Source organism: Xanthomonas sp. WHRI 6108, from assembly GCF_040202385.2.
Classification (GTDB): domain Bacteria; phylum Pseudomonadota; class Gammaproteobacteria; order Xanthomonadales; family Xanthomonadaceae; genus Xanthomonas; species Xanthomonas arboricola.
Genome location: NZ_CP168198.1, coordinates 737,717 through 754,003 on the forward strand (window position 1 = coordinate 737,717; position 16,287 = coordinate 754,003).

Annotated in this window: 15 protein-coding genes; 12 read left to right on the top strand and 3 right to left on the bottom strand. The window is 66.9% G+C overall.

The genetic code is table 11. The features are described 5' to 3' along the window. Positions 1–3: 3 nt before the first annotated feature. The 3 genes from ABQ039_RS03140 (at position 4) to hemC (ending at position 2,847) form a co-directional block, all read left to right on the top strand. On the top strand, positions 4–1,056 hold the full coding sequence (locus tag ABQ039_RS03140) for a sensor histidine kinase (protein ID WP_024937790.1): 1,053 nt from the start codon (positions 4–6) through the stop codon (positions 1,054–1,056). A 32-nt stretch (positions 1,057–1,088) separates the two neighbouring features. Next, on the top strand, positions 1,089–1,820 hold the full coding sequence (locus ABQ039_RS03145; protein WP_016903806.1) for a LytTR family DNA-binding domain-containing protein: 732 nt from the start codon (positions 1,089–1,091) through the stop codon (positions 1,818–1,820). A gap of 112 nt (positions 1,821–1,932) precedes the next feature. After that, positions 1,933–2,847: a hydroxymethylbilane synthase gene (gene hemC, locus ABQ039_RS03150; protein ID WP_065032133.1), complete on the top strand. Its 915-nt coding sequence runs from the start codon at positions 1,933–1,935 to the stop codon at positions 2,845–2,847. Between the two features lie 339 nt (positions 2,848–3,186). Here hemC and ABQ039_RS03155 read toward each other — a convergent pair whose 3' ends face one another. Next, entirely contained in the window at positions 3,187–3,987 is an 801-nt protein-coding gene (locus ABQ039_RS03155) for a YdiY family protein (RefSeq protein WP_024940220.1), read from the bottom strand. A 283-nt stretch (positions 3,988–4,270) separates the two neighbouring features. On the opposite strand from ABQ039_RS03155, the gene ABQ039_RS03160 reads away from it, so the two are divergent. After that, complete coding sequence (locus ABQ039_RS03160; RefSeq protein WP_024940221.1) at positions 4,271–5,236, top strand: YafY family protein; 966 nt, start codon at positions 4,271–4,273, stop codon at positions 5,234–5,236. 283 nt (positions 5,237–5,519) lie between these two features. Here ABQ039_RS03160 and ABQ039_RS03165 read toward each other — a convergent pair whose 3' ends face one another. Beyond that, a complete protein-coding gene (locus ABQ039_RS03165) occupies positions 5,520–6,089 on the bottom strand; it encodes a lipocalin family protein (protein WP_039523352.1) in 570 nt (189 codons plus the stop codon). Positions 6,090–6,377: 288 nt separating this feature from the next. On the opposite strand from ABQ039_RS03165, the gene ABQ039_RS03170 reads away from it, so the two are divergent. After that, complete coding sequence (locus ABQ039_RS03170) at positions 6,378–6,689, top strand: hypothetical protein (RefSeq protein WP_184610146.1); 312 nt, start codon at positions 6,378–6,380, stop codon at positions 6,687–6,689. A gap of 67 nt (positions 6,690–6,756) precedes the next feature. Then, positions 6,757–8,850 carry a prolyl oligopeptidase family serine peptidase gene (locus tag ABQ039_RS03175; RefSeq protein ID WP_349778144.1) on the top strand — a complete coding sequence of 698 codons (2,094 nt, stop codon included), beginning with the start codon at positions 6,757–6,759 and terminating at the stop codon, positions 8,848–8,850. Between the two features lie 355 nt (positions 8,851–9,205). Here ABQ039_RS03175 and ABQ039_RS03180 read toward each other — a convergent pair whose 3' ends face one another. After that, on the bottom strand, positions 9,206–10,390 hold the full coding sequence (locus ABQ039_RS03180; RefSeq protein WP_349778145.1) for a pyridoxal phosphate-dependent aminotransferase: 1,185 nt from the start codon (positions 10,388–10,390) through the stop codon (positions 9,206–9,208). A 109-nt stretch (positions 10,391–10,499) separates the two neighbouring features. Here ABQ039_RS03180 and ABQ039_RS03185 point away from each other — a divergent pair, with 109 nt between their 5' ends. The 6 genes from ABQ039_RS03185 to xerC all read left to right on the top strand — a co-directional run bounded on the left by ABQ039_RS03185 (position 10,500) and on the right by xerC (position 15,947). After that, complete coding sequence (locus tag ABQ039_RS03185) at positions 10,500–12,614, top strand: S9 family peptidase (protein WP_349778146.1); 2,115 nt, start codon at positions 10,500–10,502, stop codon at positions 12,612–12,614. A 163-nt stretch (positions 12,615–12,777) separates the two neighbouring features. Further along, positions 12,778–13,176, top strand: a complete 399-nt coding sequence (locus ABQ039_RS03190) for a YbaN family protein (RefSeq protein ID WP_046345683.1) — start codon at positions 12,778–12,780, stop codon at positions 13,174–13,176. 38 nt (positions 13,177–13,214) lie between these two features. Then, positions 13,215–13,469 carry a lipoprotein gene (locus ABQ039_RS03195; protein ID WP_016903632.1) on the top strand — a complete coding sequence of 85 codons (255 nt, stop codon included), beginning with the start codon at positions 13,215–13,217 and terminating at the stop codon, positions 13,467–13,469. Next, on the top strand, positions 13,459–14,310 hold the full coding sequence (gene dapF, locus ABQ039_RS03200) for a diaminopimelate epimerase (RefSeq protein ID WP_349778147.1): 852 nt from the start codon (positions 13,459–13,461) through the stop codon (positions 14,308–14,310). Before ABQ039_RS03195 ends, dapF begins: the two co-directional genes overlap by 11 nt. After that, complete coding sequence (locus tag ABQ039_RS03205; protein ID WP_160955229.1) at positions 14,310–14,981, top strand: DUF484 family protein; 672 nt, start codon at positions 14,310–14,312, stop codon at positions 14,979–14,981. Before dapF ends, ABQ039_RS03205 begins: the two co-directional genes overlap by 1 nt. Positions 14,982–15,059: 78 nt before the next feature. Next, on the top strand, positions 15,060–15,947 hold the full coding sequence (xerC, locus tag ABQ039_RS03210) for a tyrosine recombinase XerC (protein WP_349778148.1): 888 nt from the start codon (positions 15,060–15,062) through the stop codon (positions 15,945–15,947). The last annotated feature ends 340 nt before the right edge of the window (positions 15,948–16,287 follow it).

A 16,287-nucleotide genomic window follows, 5' to 3' on the forward strand; every position in this document is an offset into this window, starting at 1 on the left:
GCCATGGCCCAGCACGCGCCCCAGACCGCCTGGATGCCGGACCTGTGCCGGCTGCCGCGGTTGGGCGCCATGCTGGGCCTGGCCGAACTGGTGGTGCTGGTGGTGACCCTGGTGCCCGACGCCGGTGCGGCGCGCAGTATCACCCTGTCGCGCTTTGTCTCTGCCAGCGGCCTGGCGCTATGGCTGGCGCTGGCGGTCAGCGTGCTGCTGTGCGTCCTGCGGCCGGCGTTGTCGCGGCTGCCGCCACGGGTGGGCGGGCTGGCCGCGCTGTCGATCGCCGCGGTGGTGGCGATGCTCGGCGCCGGAATCGTGCACGCCCTGTACGCGGCGCTCGACCAGGCCCCGCTCGGTCCCCTGGTCGGCTTCTGGCGCTTCACCCTGGGCAGCGCGGCGACGGTGGTGCTGATCACCGCGCTGGCATTGCGCTACTTCTACGTCAGCGACCGCTGGGAAGCGCAGGTGCAGGCCAATGCGCGTGCCCAGGCCGATGCCTTGCAGGCACGCATCCGTCCGCATTTCCTGTTCAACAGCATGAATCTCATCGCCAGCCTGCTGCGCCGCGACCCGGTGGTAGCCGAGCAGGCGGTGCTGGACCTGTCGGATCTGTTCCGCGCCGCGCTCGGTGCCGGCGAAGGCATGTCCAGCCTGCGTGCCGAATGCGAACTGGCCGAACGCTACCTGGCGATCGAATCGCTGCGCCTGGGCGAGCGCCTGCAGGTGCGCTGGCACCGGCAGGAGCCGTTGCCGTGGGAGCTGCCGATGCCGCGCCTGGTGCTGCAGCCGCTGGTGGAAAACGCCGTGCTGCACGGCGTCTCGCGCATGCCCGAGGGCGGCACGCTGTACCTGTCGCTGCGCCAGCGCGGCAACCAGTTGCAGATCCGTATCGTCAATCCGGCCCCGCAGCCGGGCACCCAGTTGCCGCTGGTGGCCGGGGCCGGGCATGCCCAGGCCAGCATCTCGCACCGGCTGGCGTTCCAGTTCGGGGCCGGGGCACGGATGGCGGCCAGCTGGGCCGAGGGCTACTATGCCTGTGAGATCACATTGCCGCTGTCGTGACGGGGGAGTCGCTGCAGCGAAGGGGGATGTCCATGACGGCCACGCAAGTGCGGGTGCTGATCGCCGATGACGAGCCGCTGGCGCGCGAGCGCCTGCGCCTGCTGCTGGGCGAACATCCGCATGTCGAAGTGATCGGCGAGGCCGAAAACGGCCAGCAGGTGCTGCAGCAGTGCCATCACCTGCATCCGGACCTGGTGTTGCTGGACATCGCCATGCCCGGCGTCGACGGCCTGGAAACCGCGCGCCTGCTGCGCCAGAGCCAGCCGCAACCGGCGGTGGTGTTCTGCACCGCCTACGACCAGCACGCATTGTCGGCCTTCGATGCCGCCGCGCTGGACTACCTGATGAAACCGGTGCGCCCCGAACGCCTGGCCGCCGCGCTGGAAAAGGTGGCCACCTTCCTGGCCGGGCGCGCGCCCAGCGCCACGCCGCCGCCGTTGCGCACGCATCTGTGCGCACGCCTGCGTGGCAGCCTGCGGCTGATCGCCATCGGCGACATCCGCTACCTGCAGGCCGAGGAAAAGTACGTCATCGTCCACCACGCCCGCGGCGAGGACCTGATCGAAGAGTCGCTCAAATCGCTGGAAGACGAATTCGCCGACCGCCTGGTGCGCATCCACCGCAATTGCCTGGTCGCGCGCGCCGAGCTGGTGGAACTGCGCCGCAGCGGCGATGGCCAGGTGCACGCGGTGCTGCGCAACGTGCCGCACCCGCTGGAAGTGAGCCGCCGCTGCGTGGCCAGCCTGCGCGAGCAATTGCGTTAGGGCGTGACCTGTCACGTGTGCTGAGGTGCGTTGCTCGGTCGTGGCACTGTGCTGCGGGCGCCGGCGTGCGCCCCAGGTAGGAGTTACGCGCCCGGTCCGTGATAATGGCCCGATGACCACGCTCCGCATCGCTACCCGTAAGAGCCCGCTCGCCCTCTGGCAGAGCGAACACGTCGCCGCCGCGCTGCGCCAGCACCACCCCGGCCTGGAGGTCGCGCTGGTGCCGATGAGCACCCGCGGCGACGAGGTGCTGGACCGTTCGCTGGCCGCGATCGGCGGCAAGGGCCTGTTCCTGAAGGAGCTGGAGCTGGCGATGCTGCGCGGCGAGGCCGATTGCGCGGTGCATTCGCTCAAGGATGTGCCGATGGAGCTGGACGCGCCCTTCGTGCTGCCGGCGATCATGGAGCGCGGCGATGCCGCCGACGCATTGGTGTCCAATCTCTATGCCAACCTGCAGGCGCTGCCGCTGGGCGCACGCGTGGGTACCTCCTCCTTGCGACGTCAGGCGCAGCTGCGCGCGGCCCGCCCGGATCTGGAATTGATCGACCTGCGCGGCAACGTCAACACCCGCCTGGCCAGGCTCGATAACGGCGGTTACGACGCCATCGTACTGGCCTGCGCCGGCCTGCAGCGGCTGGGCCTGGATGCGCGCATCACTGCGCGTCTGGACGTCCCTGACTGGCTGCCGGCACCGGCCCAGGGCGCGGTGGCGGTGGAATGCCGTGGCGACGATGCGCGTATCCATGGCCTGCTGGCAGTGCTGGATGCCGGCCGCACGCGCGCCTGCGTGGAAGCGGAGCGGGCGATGAATCGCGCGCTGCACGGCAGCTGCCATGTGCCGGTGGCGGCATTCGCGCGTTGGGAAGGGCAGGGCCTGTTCCTGCAGGGCATGGTGGGCAGCGCCAGCGATGGACGCCTGATCCACGCCGAGGCGCACGGCAGCGCTGACGACACCGAGGCCCTCGGCCGCCTGGTCGCGCAAGGCCTGTTCGACAAGGGCGCCGCGCAGCTGCTGGCCGAGCTGTAACGCGCCGTCGCGTCAGCCGGTAACACGACCGGTATCGACGCCAGCGCCCAGGCGCAAGCTCCAGACCTGGCCGCGACGCACGCAATGCCCGCCCGCACGCAACCCCCGCTCTTCGTAGGAGCGGCCCCGGCCGCGAGAGGCTTTATCGGGAACGCCCTCGCGGCCAGGTCCGCTCCTACCGCTCGCGGTTGCGTAGTCGAATGTCTGGGCCCATTGACCACCGCGTCGCGCAGGGGCCTCTTCGGCAAGCTGCGCTCTTCGTAGGAGCGGCCCCGGCCGCGAGAGGCTTTACCGGGAAAGCCTGTCGCGGCCAGGTCCGCTCCTACCGATCGCGGGTGTTTACTTGAACGTATAGACCAGGTTGACCGTGGTCAGGGTGTCGGTCTTCTTGTCGCCGTCGCTGACCTCGCTGTTGTGGCGCATCTGCCAGGCGGCCTTGAGCGCGAAGTGCGAGTTCATGCTGACCTGCACGCCGAAATCGTTCTGCGCGTAGGTGTTGTATTCGCCCGATTCCACCAGCAGCGTGTTGATCAGGTCGGTGTTGTCGGTGACGGTGTACTTGAGGTCGAACAGCCCGCGCCCGATCAGCCCGGTCTCGTTGCGGTCTTCGTCACTGTTGTGCGCGCGCCGGATACCCGGGCCGATCTGCGCATCCAGGTAGAAGCGCTCGGCATCGATCAGGCGCGTGCCGTAACCGATACCGAAGGTGGCCAGGCGGTCGTAGGTGGCAAAGTCGTCGTGTTCGTAACGGCCGGTAGCGGTGAGCTGGCGGTGCTCGCCCAACTGCAGCGCGCTGCCGGCGCTGCCGGTGTAACGCTCAGCAGTAGTCTGGCGCTCGCGCGAGGTGCTGCCGTCGTCGTTGGTGTTGGTGTATTCGGAACTGGAGCGCAGCGCGGTGGCATCCAGGCTGTGGATCCAGTCACCGTCGGTATAGCGCAGGCGGATCCGGCCATTGAGGCTGTCGGTGGTGCTGTTGCCGTGGGCGGCGGCATAGCCGAGCTCGCCACTGCTCCCACCCCACGGCGACGGCATCACGGCTGCGGCAGGGTCCGCCGGGGCCGGTGCGACTGCCTGGGCCCAGACGGTGGGCGTGATCAACAACAGCGGCAGCAGGGCAGACAACGGGGCACGGCGGGACATGGGCGGCTCGCTTTGGAGGACAGGGGGCGAAAGAGGGTGGAAGCGATTTCATGATAACGGACTGAGCGGCTGCGTCATGAGTAAGTGAACGCCGCGCTTCAGAAGGGGTTCGGGCGTCGGCTTGCGCAACGGCAGCGGCTGGCATCGCAACCAGGCCCGGCCTTCGCGCGCCGCAGGCCCGCGGCCCGCCCGCCCGCGCGCAGTGGCGGCGCCGATCCAGGCATGATTGCCGGTGTACAGCGACGCTCACCCTGCCACGCAAAGACTCGGACATAATCGACGCATGGACCGCTACGAACGCATCAACTCCCTGCATCGCTTGCTCAAATCGGCACGCTACCCGGTCACGGTGGCGCGGCTGCAGGATGAGCTGAGCTGTTCCCGCGCAACCGTGTACCGCGACCTGGCGTTTCTGCGCGATGCGCTGATGGCACCGGTGGAAGGCGACGGCGAATCGGGGTTCCGCTATCTCTCCGGCGAAAGCGACCGCTTCGAACTGCCCGGCCTGTGGCTGAGTTCGGAAGAGCTGCATGCGCTGCTGGCCTCCCAGCAACTGCTGGCGCGCACCGGTGGCGGAGTGTTGTCCTCGATGCTGGCGCCGCTGCAGCAACGCATCGAAGGGCTGCTGGCCGCTCAGGCCGGCGTGTCGCAATGGCCGGTGGACCGGGTGCGGGTGATTCCGCACCGCGGCCGCAAGCTGGACGAAGCCAGCTTCCGCACCGTGGCCTCCGGCGTGCTGGAGCGCAAGCAGCTGAGCTTCGACTACCGCGCCCGTTCCACCGACGAATCGACCAAGCGCACGGTGTCCCCGCAGCGTATCACCCACTACCGCGACAACTGGTACCTGGACGCCTGGGACCACGGCCGCGATGGCGTGCGCAGCTTTGCGGTGGACCGCATCAATCACGCACGCCTGCTCGAGAGCGTGCCGCGCGATGTGCCCGACAGCGAGCTGGACGAGCAGCTGGCAGCCAGCTACGGCATTTTTTCCGGCGCGCCCAAGGGCTGGGCGACCATCGTGTTCAGTGCCAAGGCCGCGCGCTGGGTCGCCGACGAGCACTGGCACTCCAAGCAGCAGGGCCGCTTTCTGGCCGATGGCCGTTACGAGCTCAAAGTGCCGTACAGCAACTCGCGCGAACTGCTGATGGACGTGCTGCATTACGGCTCGGATGCGGAAATCGTCGAGCCGGTCTCGCTGCGCGAGCAGGCCAAGGCACTGCTGTCGTTGGCCTTGAGCAATTACGACTGAGCATGGCCAGGCCGTGGCGCGGGGTGCGAGTCGTCATGCGACAGGTGCCCGCGCGCAGTGAGGTGCTGATTCGGCGCCCCCACGGCGTGCTGACATGGCCATCGCCGGTTGCGCGCGTCGGTGTTGTGCGCTGCGTCCGGAAACCGCGCCAGGAGGCTGGCACATGAAGTGGAGATCGGTGCCGGCCGCGACGCCGCGCGCCTGGTTTGCTCGACCGGCGCATCCAGTCGGCTGACGGCTGGAACAATCGACGCCGGCCGGGTAACCGACCGGCCCGCCAATGTCAGCGCTTGTTGGGCACTTCAAAGCCCAGGCGGTCCACCTGCTCGCGCAGCTGCGGCACGCGCTTGAGCTTGTCGGTGTAGATGGAATAGTCGTCGCGCATCTTGTCGACCAGCTTGCGGTACTGGTCGCGGCTCATGTCCGGCTTGCGCGCGAAGATCCAGGCCAGGTCACGACCGGGGTAGGAGATCAGCATCCACGAGCCGTCCGGTGCGATTTCCAGGATGCGCTGCTTGGCCGGGATGACCTTATAGAACCATACCCGCCAGTCGCGGTTGCCGCTCTCGGCATCCACCGAGGCACGCGCGTTGACCTCTTTCTCCGGCTCGCCGAAGCCCTCGCGGTACACATAGCGCACCGCCACCTTGCCGTCTTCGACCAGGGTGTATTCGTCGCGGCTGGTGACGTGGCCGCGCTCGACCGGGTTGGGCATGCGTGCGATCACATACCAGGTGCCCATGATCTTGGACAGATCGACCGCCGGCTCGCTGGCAGGCGTGTCCTTGGCGGATGCCACGGGCAGGCCGAGGACGAACAGAAAAGCGAGGGCGATCGTAACGGTCAGGCGCATCGCAACATCACAAAGGGGCAGTTGGAGCAGCACACTACCGCATGCAGGGGGCAAGTTCGCGTCAACGGTCGGGTCTGGCGCACCCGGCTGCCTCGGACGCGGCAACCGTAGGCCTGGGTCCGGGCGCGGAAGAGGGCGCCATCGGCGGCTTGGCACTGGTTATCGCACCGCGGCGCCGGCACCCGGCAAGGCGGTCTCTCCGGTTTTCGCCGCCAGGTCGCAGTCGGTGAGATGGGCGCAGGCAATCCTGCCGGCCTGTCCTGATCCTTCCTGCCACGGAGTGCCGCCATGTCGATTCGTCCTTCCCGTCGTTCCGAACGTCCCGACCCGCGCGTGCTGCGCCCGGTCCGGCAGATCGCCCTGGCCGGCCTGGCCCTGGTGCTGGTGTGGCCAGCCGCGCGCGGCCACAGCGAGTGGATCGGCTGGCTGCCGCTATGGCTGGTCGGCATGCCGATGCTGGCCTGGTGGAGCCTGCACCGGTTCGCCTTGCCGGCCCTGGTACGGCCAGGTGCGCGGCGCGGTGCGCCACGTCGGCGCGGGCCGCAGGCGCAACGCCGACGTGGCACGTCGCGCGCGGCAACACAGGCGCGCGCGGCCTGACCTTCGGCAGGGTCGGGCGGCGGAGGGCTATGCTACGTTCCCGGCGTTCGTTCTCCCGGAAACATTCATGTCCAAACTCGCCTCGATCTGCCTGGTTGCCGGTCTGATCACCGCTGGCGCCGTCTCTGCAGAGGAAACCGCCGTGTCCAACGATCCCTACGCCTGGCTGGAAGATGTTTCCGGCGCCAAGTCGCTGGACTGGGTCAAGGCCCAGAACGCCAAGACCGAGGCGCGCCTGGCCGCCACGCCGGCCTTCAAGCAGATGGAGACCAGCATCCGCGAAGTGCTGGATTCGGACGCGAAGATTCCCGGCGTGCAGAAGATCGGCGAGTACTACTACAACTTCTGGAAGGACAAGCAGCACGAGCGCGGCCTGTGGCGGCGCACCACGCTGGACGAATACCGCAAGCCGGCGCCCAAGTGGGAAACGGTGCTGGACCTGGATGCGCTCAACAAGGCCGAAGGCGAGAACTGGGTCTGGCACGGCGCCGACTGCCTGCGCCCGAATTACCAGCGCTGCCTGATCGCGCTGTCGCGCGGCGGCGCCGATGCCGATGTCACCCGCGAGTTCGACCTGGCCGGCAAGCAGTGGGTCAAGGACGGCTTCTTCCGCCCCGAATCCAAGGGCGGGCTGGGCTGGATCGACCAGGACACCGTCTACGTGTTCACCGATTTCGGTGCCGGCACAATGACCAGCTCCGGCTATCCGCGCATCGCCAAGCAGTGGAAGCGCGGCACTCCGCTCAGCGCCGCCACGCTGGTGTACGAGGGCAAGCCGACCGACATGTACATCGCCGCGATGCACGACGACACGCCCGGATTCGAGCGCGATTTCGTCAGCCGCACGCTGGCCTTCTACAACGAGGAGCTGTATCTCAAGGGTGCCGACGGCAAGCTGGTCAAGGTGGATGCGCCCAACTCGGCCAGCAAGTCGGTCAAGCGGCAATGGCTGACCCTGGAACTGCGCGAACCCTGGACCGTGGCCGGCAAGACCTACAAGGCCGGCTCGCTGCTGGCGACGCGCTTTGACGACTTCATGGCCGGCAAGCGCAGCTTCGATGTGCTGTTCGAGCCCACCGACAGCACCTCGCTGGCAGGTATCGCCTGGACGCGTTCGCACCTGGTGTTGAACGTGCTGGAAGACGTCAAGAACCGCCTGAGCGTGATCACGCCTGGGCAGGATGGCTGGAAGAAGAGCGCCTTCGTCGGTGCGCCGGCGTTCGGCACCGTCGACGTCAGCGCGGTGGACAGCGACGACAGCGACGCGCTGTGGTTGACCGTTACCGACTACCTGACCCCGACCACCTTGTCGTGGGTGGAGGTGGGTACCGCGCCGCAGCCGCTCAAGGCCATGCCGGCGTTCTTCGATGCCGGCAAGGACAGTATCGAGCAGCACTTTGCCACCAGCAAGGACGGTACCCGCGTGCCGTATTTCCTGGTGCGCCCCAAGGCGTTGAAGCTCGATGGCAGCGCGCCGACCCTGCTGTACGGCTATGGTGGTTTCGAGATTTCGATGACGCCCAATTATTCCGGCGGACTGGGCCGCGCCTGGCTGGAGAAGGGCGGCGTCTACGTGGTGGCCAACATCCGCGGCGGTGGCGAATACGGCCCGCGCTGGCACCAGGCCGCGCTCAAGCAGAACCGCCACAAGGCCTATGAAGACATGGCTGCGGTGGCCAAGGACCTGGTCGCGCGCAAGATCACCTCGACTAGGCATCTGGGTGTGCAGGGCGGCAGCAACGGCGGGCTGATGACCGGCAACATGCTGACCCAGTATCCGGAGCTGTTCGGCGCGGTGGTGGTGCAGGTGCCGCTGCTGGACATGAAGCGCTACAGCCATCTGCTGGCCGGCGCCTCGTGGATGGCCGAATACGGCAACCCGGATACCGACGACTGGAAGTTCATCCAGACCTTCTCGCCGTACCACCTGTTCGACCCGGGCAAGACCTATCCGCCGGTGATCTTCCTGACCTCCACGCGCGACGACCGCGTGCATCCGGGCCACGCGCGCAAGATGGCCGCCAAGATGATCGAGGCCGGCAAGGACGTGACCTATTACGAGAACATCGAAGGCGGCCACGGCGGCGCGGCCAACAACGCACAGGCCGCACACATGGCGGCGCTGGCCTACAGCTTCCTGTGGGAGCGGCTGGCGGATTGAGTTGTCGACTCAAGGCAACTCCGTAGTTCGAGTTGTCTTGATCAGGTGCTGCGTTGAAGAAAGCCCTGGGCCGAATGGTCCAGGGCTTTTTGTTGGTTCCGTCTCCCATCGGCAGAAGGTGCCCGAAGGGTGGATGAGGGTACGCGCGCACGCCACGGGCTACGCCGAGCAGGGTGCCCTTGCGGCCACGCATGGCTGCGGCGCTGGCCTCGCTTTAAGTCGAGCCAAGCCACAAACAGCAGTGCAAAAGCAGCGGCAAATCACAGTCATGGCTGTTTACATCGAGGCAGTGAACCTGCGGCCACGTCCAGGCGCTGTTCGACGAGAGGCGCCGTGCGCACTGGCGCTGGTTCGATCAAAGACGTTGCAAACCACGCGCAATCCGCTCCACCGCCTGCTCGAGGCGCGGCAGGCTTTGCGTATAGGCGATGCGGACGTGCTGACTGGCGCGGTGGTGGCCGAAGTCGATACCGGGTGTGAAGGCGACATGCTCGGTTTCCAGGAAATGCGCGCAGAAGGCCTGGGCATCGTCCGAGAATGCGCTGATATCGGCATACAGGTAGAACGCACCCTGCGGTTCGACGGCGATGTTCAAGCCCAGTGCACGCAGCGCGGGCAGCAGGTAATCGCGGCGTTGCTGGAACTCGGCGCGGCGGGCTTCGAAGATGGCGATGCTCTCTGGCGTGAAGCAGGCCAGCGCGGCGTGCTGGGCGATCGTGGAGGCGCTGATGTAAAGATTCTGCGCGAGTTTCTCCAGCTCCGGCACCGCTGCGGGCGGAGCGACCAGCCAACCCAGGCGCCAGCCGGTCATGCCGAAGTACTTGGAAAAACTGTTCAGCACGAAGGCGCTGTCGTCCACTTCCAGCACGCTGTGCGCATCCATGCCGTAGGTCAGGCCGTGGTAGATCTCGTCCACCACCAGGTGGCCGCCGTGCGCATGCAGCGCCTGCGACAAGCCGGCCAGTTGCGCGCGCGACAGCACGCTGCCGGTGGGATTTGCCGGCGAGGCGACCAGTGCGCCGACGCTGTCGGCGTTCCAGCAGGCGTCGACCAGGCCTGGCGTCAGTTGGTAATCGGTGTCTGCGCCGACCGGCACCAGTTGCGCGGCGCCTTCGACCAGGCGCAGGAAATGCCGGTTGCAGGGATAGCCGGGGTCGGCGAGCAGCCAGTGTTTGTCCGGGTCGACCAACAGGCTGCTGGCCAGCAGCAATGCGCCGGAGCCGCCAGGAGTGACCAGGATGCGTTCCGGATCGATAACGCAGCCGTACCGCTGCGCGTAAAACCCGGCGATGGCGGCGCGCAGCGCGGGCAGGCCGCGGGCGGCGGTGTAGCGGGTGTGTCCGGCCGCCAGTGCGGCCTGTCCGGCCGCGACGATCGGTGCGGCGGTGGTGAAATCCGGTTCGCCGATCTCCAGGTGGATCACATCGTGGCCGGCCTGTTCCAGCGCATTGGCGCGCGCCAATAGCGCCATCACATGAAACGGCGCGATGTCCTGGCTGCGGCGGCTGTAGCGGGGGGCATGCGAATGTAGGGAGTCCATACCGAAGAGGATAGAGCAGCATGACCTCGGGCACATGACGCTCCCGGCCGGGCTCTTCCACACTCGGGTGCTGGGATGGCATTGCGTTCATCCAACGGACCCCAATCTGATGAAGCCTGTCCTCGCCCTTCTGATCGCCAGCCTGATGACCACATCTGTTCCTTCCGCCTTCGCAGCTCTCCCGCCGCCACCGGACGTGGCCAAGCGTCCGCATGTGGTCAAGGCCCCGTTCGGCGCCACCCGCAACGACGACTACTACTGGCTGCGCGACGACAAGCGTGAGGACAAGGCGATGCTGGCCTATCTCAACGCCGAGAACGCCTACACCGACACGGTGATGGCGCCGCTCAAGCCGCTGGAAGACACGCTGTATACCGAGATCGTCGGGCGCATCAAGCAGGACGACGCCAGCGTGCCGTATCGCGAGCGTGGCTACTGGTATTACACGCGCTTCGAGGCCGGCAAGGACTACCCGATCCAGGCGCGCCGCAAGGGCAGCATGGACGCGCCGGAACAGATCCTGCTCGACGTCAACCAGATGGCGCAGGGCAAGGGCTACTTCAGCGTCGGCGATGCGGAAGTCAGCCAGGACAATCGCATCCTGGCCTGGGCCGACGATGCGGTGGGCCGTCGCCAGTACACGATCCGCTTCAAGAACCTGGACACCGGCGAGATCTACCCCGATACGGTGGAAGGCGTGTCGGCCAACGTGGTCTGGGCCGACGACAACAAGACCCTGTTCTATGTCGAGAACGATCCGGAAACGCTGCTCACCGTGCGGGTGAAGAAACACGTGCTGGGCACGCCCTCCAAGGACGACGTGCTGGTGTACGAGGAGAAGGACGACAGCTTCTACATGGGCATCGGCCGTACCCGCGACGACAAGTACATCACCATCGGCGTGGAAAGCACGGTGTCGTCGGAGACGCGTTATGCGCCGGCCGACAATCCCGAGCGGTTCACTCTGCTGGCCAAGCGCGAGCGCGATGTCGAATATCACCCCGAGCATTTCGATGGCCGTTGGGTGATCCGCACCAATGCCGATGGCGCCAAGAATTTCAAGCTGGTGACCGCACCCACCGATGCGACCACGCGCAAGCAGTGGACCGACTGGGTGGCGCACGATGACAAGGTCTATATCGAAAACTTCGAGCTGTTCGACGGGTTTACCGCGATCGAAGAGCGCTCCGGCGGGCTGGAACGCGTACGCCTGCTCAAGGGTGATGGCAGTCATGAGTACGTCAAGGCGGACGAGCCTGCGTATTCGATGGGCCTGGCGGTCAATTCCGAGCCGGACACCGAGTGGTTGCGCTACAGCTATACCTCGCTGACCACGCCGGCGACCACCTACGAACTCAATACGCGGACCGGCGAGCGCAAGCTGCTCAAGCAGCAGCCGGTGATCGGTTACGACGCCGGCAAGTACGTCACCGAGCGCGTCTGGGTGAGCGCGCGTGACGGCGTCAAGGTGCCGGTGTCGCTGGTGTACAGGCGCGGCTTCAAGAAGGACGGCACTGCGGCGTTGTTCCAGTACGCCTACGGCAGCTACGGCATGTCGATGGACCCGGCCTTCAATCTGCCGGCGATCAGCCTGCTGGACCGTGGCGTGGTGTATGCCATCGCGCACATCCGCGGCGGCCAGGAAATGGGCCGCCAGTGGTACGACGACGGCAAGCTGCTGCACAAGAAGAACACCTTCACCGACTTCATCGACGTCACCCGCGGCCTGGTGGAACAGGGCTATGCCGCCAAGGACCGCGTCGCCGCTTCCGGCGGCAGCGCCGGTGGGTTGCTGATGGGTGCGGTGGCCAACATGGCCCCGCAGGACTATCGCGTGATGGTCGCGCAGGTGCCGTTCGTCGACGTGGTCACCACCATGCTCGATGCCAGCATCCCGCTCACCACCAACGAATACGACGAGTGGGGCAACCCGGAAAAGAAGGCCTATTACGATTACATGCTGTCTTACTCCCCGTACGACAACGTGACCAGGCAGGCCTACCCGGCCCTGTTCGTCGGCACCGGTCTGTGGGATTCGCAGGTGCAGTACTGGGAGCCGGCCAAGTGGGTGGCCAAGCTGCGCGACGACAACACCGGTACCCAGCCGATCGTGTTCCGCACCAACATGGAGGCCGGTCATGGCGGCAAGTCCGGCCGCTTCCGCCGTTACCGCGAACTCGCCGAGTCGTATGCGTTTGTGCTGGATCAGCTCGGGGTCAAGTAGTTGAGGGGCGGGGATTGGGGAGTCGGGATTGGGGATTGGTAAGCAAAACCCGCCCAATCCTGCGTGCAGACGTCCCCTTATCCGCCGTTTGGGGCCCCTTCTCCCGGTGCGAGAAGGGGGATGCCCGGACCATCTCGGCGCCCGCTGGCCGTATCATTTACCCATGACGCGACCGACTCGATTCCGCTGGGCCTGGTGGTTGCTGGCCTACGCCAGCCTGGCGACCGGCATCGTCGGTATCTTCGTGCCCGGCCTGCCGACGACCGTGTTCATCCTCATTTCCGCCTGGGCGGCCTCGCACGGCTCCGAGCGCCTGCACAACTGGCTGCTCTCGCACCCGCGCTTCGGCCCGGCGATCGTCGAGTGGCAGACCTATCGCGCGGTCAGCCGCAAGGCCAAGTGGATGGCCACGCTCACCATGACCGTTTGCGCCGGCATCATGCTGTGGTGCGTGCCGGTGTTCTGGGTCAAATGCCTGTCGATCGGCAGCATGGCGGTGGTGGCGATCTGGCTGTGGCTGCGCCCCGAGCCGCCACCGCGCGCGCTGCCCGCTGCGCATTGAGCGCACGGCAGTCAGGGTGTTCTGGCTATACTTCGGCCATGAGCATCATGTCCCGACCGTCTGTTCGTCTCGCACTGGTTGGTGCGACCTTTGTCCTGCTTGCCGCCTGCGGCAACAAGGGCCCGCTGGTGATGCCGCAGAAGCCGGTGCCGGTGGAAGCCCAGCCGGTGCTGCAGCCGCCGGATGCGCCGCAACCGCTGGATGAGTCCTCGCCTGCGCCTGCGCCGGTGAACACCGATACGCAGCCCGCGCCCACCACCGACCAGCCCGCTAGCAGCGGCAATGAGCGCTGACGGCCGCAGCGGGCGTCTGCGTTTCACCAAAATGCATGGCGCCGGCAACGATTTCGTGCTGCTGGACCTGCGCGACGGCACGCCGCCGCCGGATGCCGCGCTGGCCGCACGCCTGGCCGACCGCCATTTCGGGGTGGGCTGCGACCAGATCCTGACCATCGAACCCCCGCGCAGCAGCGAGGCGGTGGCCGCGTACGGCATCTGGAATTCCAACGGCTCGGCCGCGCGCCAATGCGGCAACGGCGCGCGCTGTGTGGCGGCCTGGCTGGTGCGCGACGGCACCGCGCAGGGCGATGACTTCGTCATCGATAGCCCGTTCACCTCCCACCGCGTGCAGCGTCTGGACGCCGGCACCTATGCGGTGGCGATGGGCGTGCCGCAGTTCGAGCCCACGCAGATCCCGCTGGCCGGCTTTGCGCATGCGCGCGAGGAATACGCGCTGCCGGTGCATGGCGAAACCGTGCGCTTTGGCGCGGTGTCGATGGGCAACCCGCATGCCGTGGTGGAAGTGGGGCGGGTGGACGCGGCGCCGGTGGAGCGCGTCGGCGGCCTGTTGCAGCAGAACGCCGCGTTCCCCGATTCGGTCAACGTCGGCTTTGTGCAGGTGGTCGACCCGACGCATGTGCGCCTGCGCGTGTTCGAGCGCGGCGTCGGCGAAACCCTGGCCTGCGGCAGCGGTGCCTGCGCGGCGGCGGTGGTGCTGATGCAGCGTGGCCGTGTCGAGCGCGACGTGCAGGTGTCCTTGCCCGGCGGCGAGCTGCGCATCCGTTGGGCCGGCGAACAACAGGACGTCGTGATGTCAGGCCCGGCCGTGTTCGTCTTCGATGGAGAGTGGAACTGATGAGCGAGAACACGGACAAATTCAGCGCGCACGAAGTGGCAACCTGGTTGCGGCGCCACCCGACCTTCCTCAAGCAGTTCCCGGATCTGGCGGTGAGTCTGCTGGTGCCGCGCGACGACGGCCCCACCGCCTCGCTGGCCACCTATCAGCTGGAAGTGCTGCGCGACAAGAACCGCGAGCTGTCGCGGCGCCTGCACGAGCTTGGCCACAATGCGCAGGACAACGAGCGCCTGGCGGTACGCACGCATCAACTGACCCTGGCGCTGATGCGCCAGACCAGCGCGGCCGACACGCTCAAGGCGATGGCCGCCTCGCTGGCGGAAGATTTCAATGGCGAACTGGTGCGGCTGGTGTTGCTCAAGCCGGTCACCGGCCTGGAGGCCGACTGGCTGCAGGTCATCGCCGCCGACGATGCGCGGCTTGCCCCGTTCCGCGATTGCCTGAGCGATGGCGAGCCGATCTGCGGCCGCCTGCAGGCGGAAAAACACGCGCTGCTGTACGCCGACCAGGCTGCCAACGTGCAATCCACCGCGCTGCTGCCGTTGCCCGGCATCGGCCTGATTGCGGTCGGCAGCAGCGACGCCAACCGCTTTTATCCCGGCATGGGCACCTTGTTCCTGCGCATGATGGGCGAGTCCCTGGGCGTGGCCTTGCAGCGCTTCGACACATGATGCGCCGTGCAGGGTGCGCCGATGCGTGCAGCCTGCGCTGGATGGCCGCGCCGATGGTGCGGCAGCGGGGAGTCTGAGGTGGCGTCGGTCGACGATTTCCTGGGATACCTGCAGGTCGAGCGGCAGGTGTCTGCGCATACGCTGGATGCCTACCAGCGCGATCTTGCTGCGTTGGTGAGCTGGGCCGGCGAACAGGCCATCGACGATGTGGCGCAGCTCGATAGCGCACAGTTGCGGCAGTTCGTTGCGGCCGAGCACCGGCGCGGGTTGTCGCCCAAGAGCCTGCAGCGTCGCCTGTCGGCATGCCGCAGTTATTACGCCTGGTTGCTCAAGCATGGCCGCATTGCCGCAAGTCCGGCGGCGGCGCTGCGTGCACCCAAGGCGCCACGTAAATTGCCGCAGGTACTGGATGCCGATGAAGCGGTGCGTCTGGTCGAGGTGCCGACCGACGCGCCGTTGGGCCTGCGCGATCGCGCCTTGCTGGAGCTGTTCTATTCGTCCGGGCTGCGCCTGAGCGAGCTCTGCGCGCTGCGCTGGCGCGACCTGGATATGGACAGCGGCTTGGTGATGGTGCTCGGCAAGGGCGGCAAGCAGCGCCTGGTGCCGGTAGGCTCGCATGCGATCGGCGCGTTGCGCGACTGGCTGCGCGACAGCGGCGGACGTGCCGACACCCATGTATTCCCCGGCCGCGCCGGCGGTGCGATTTCGCAGCGTGCAGTACAGATCCGCATCAAGCAACTGGCGGTGCGCCAGGGCATGTTCAAGGACGTGCATCCGCATATGCTGCGGCACAGCTTTGCCAGCCACATCCTCGAATCTTCCGGCGACCTGCGCGGCGTGCAGGAATTGCTTGGCCATTCGGATATCGCCACCACGCAGATCTATACGCATCTGGATTTCCAGCACCTGGCCAAGGTTTACGACGCCGCGCATCCGCGCGCCAGGCGCAAGAAAGCTGCTGAGTGAGTGGCGCGGCGTGTGTTGCGCGTAGCGGTTAAGCACTTCTCTGAAGTACCGCCGCGTGCGAATCGCCGCTCTAGAGCCGCTCTCCCATTCGGAGAGGGGCTAGAGCGCAGGCATCGGCGCTAGTACGCGGATCCATGCGCGGGCCTGCGTGGTTATTCGGGCCGGAGCGTTTGTTGCAGTGATGCGCATATGACGGCCGCATACTGCGGTGACAGGCTTGCGCAGCAGCGTCTCCGCGCCGGCGACGATCGCCCGGTTCATCCCGAAGCGCACACCACGCTCCCAATCGTTCTCGTGTGCGGCTGCTCGATGCCTGCGTGCCGGGAGCACACACGCATGC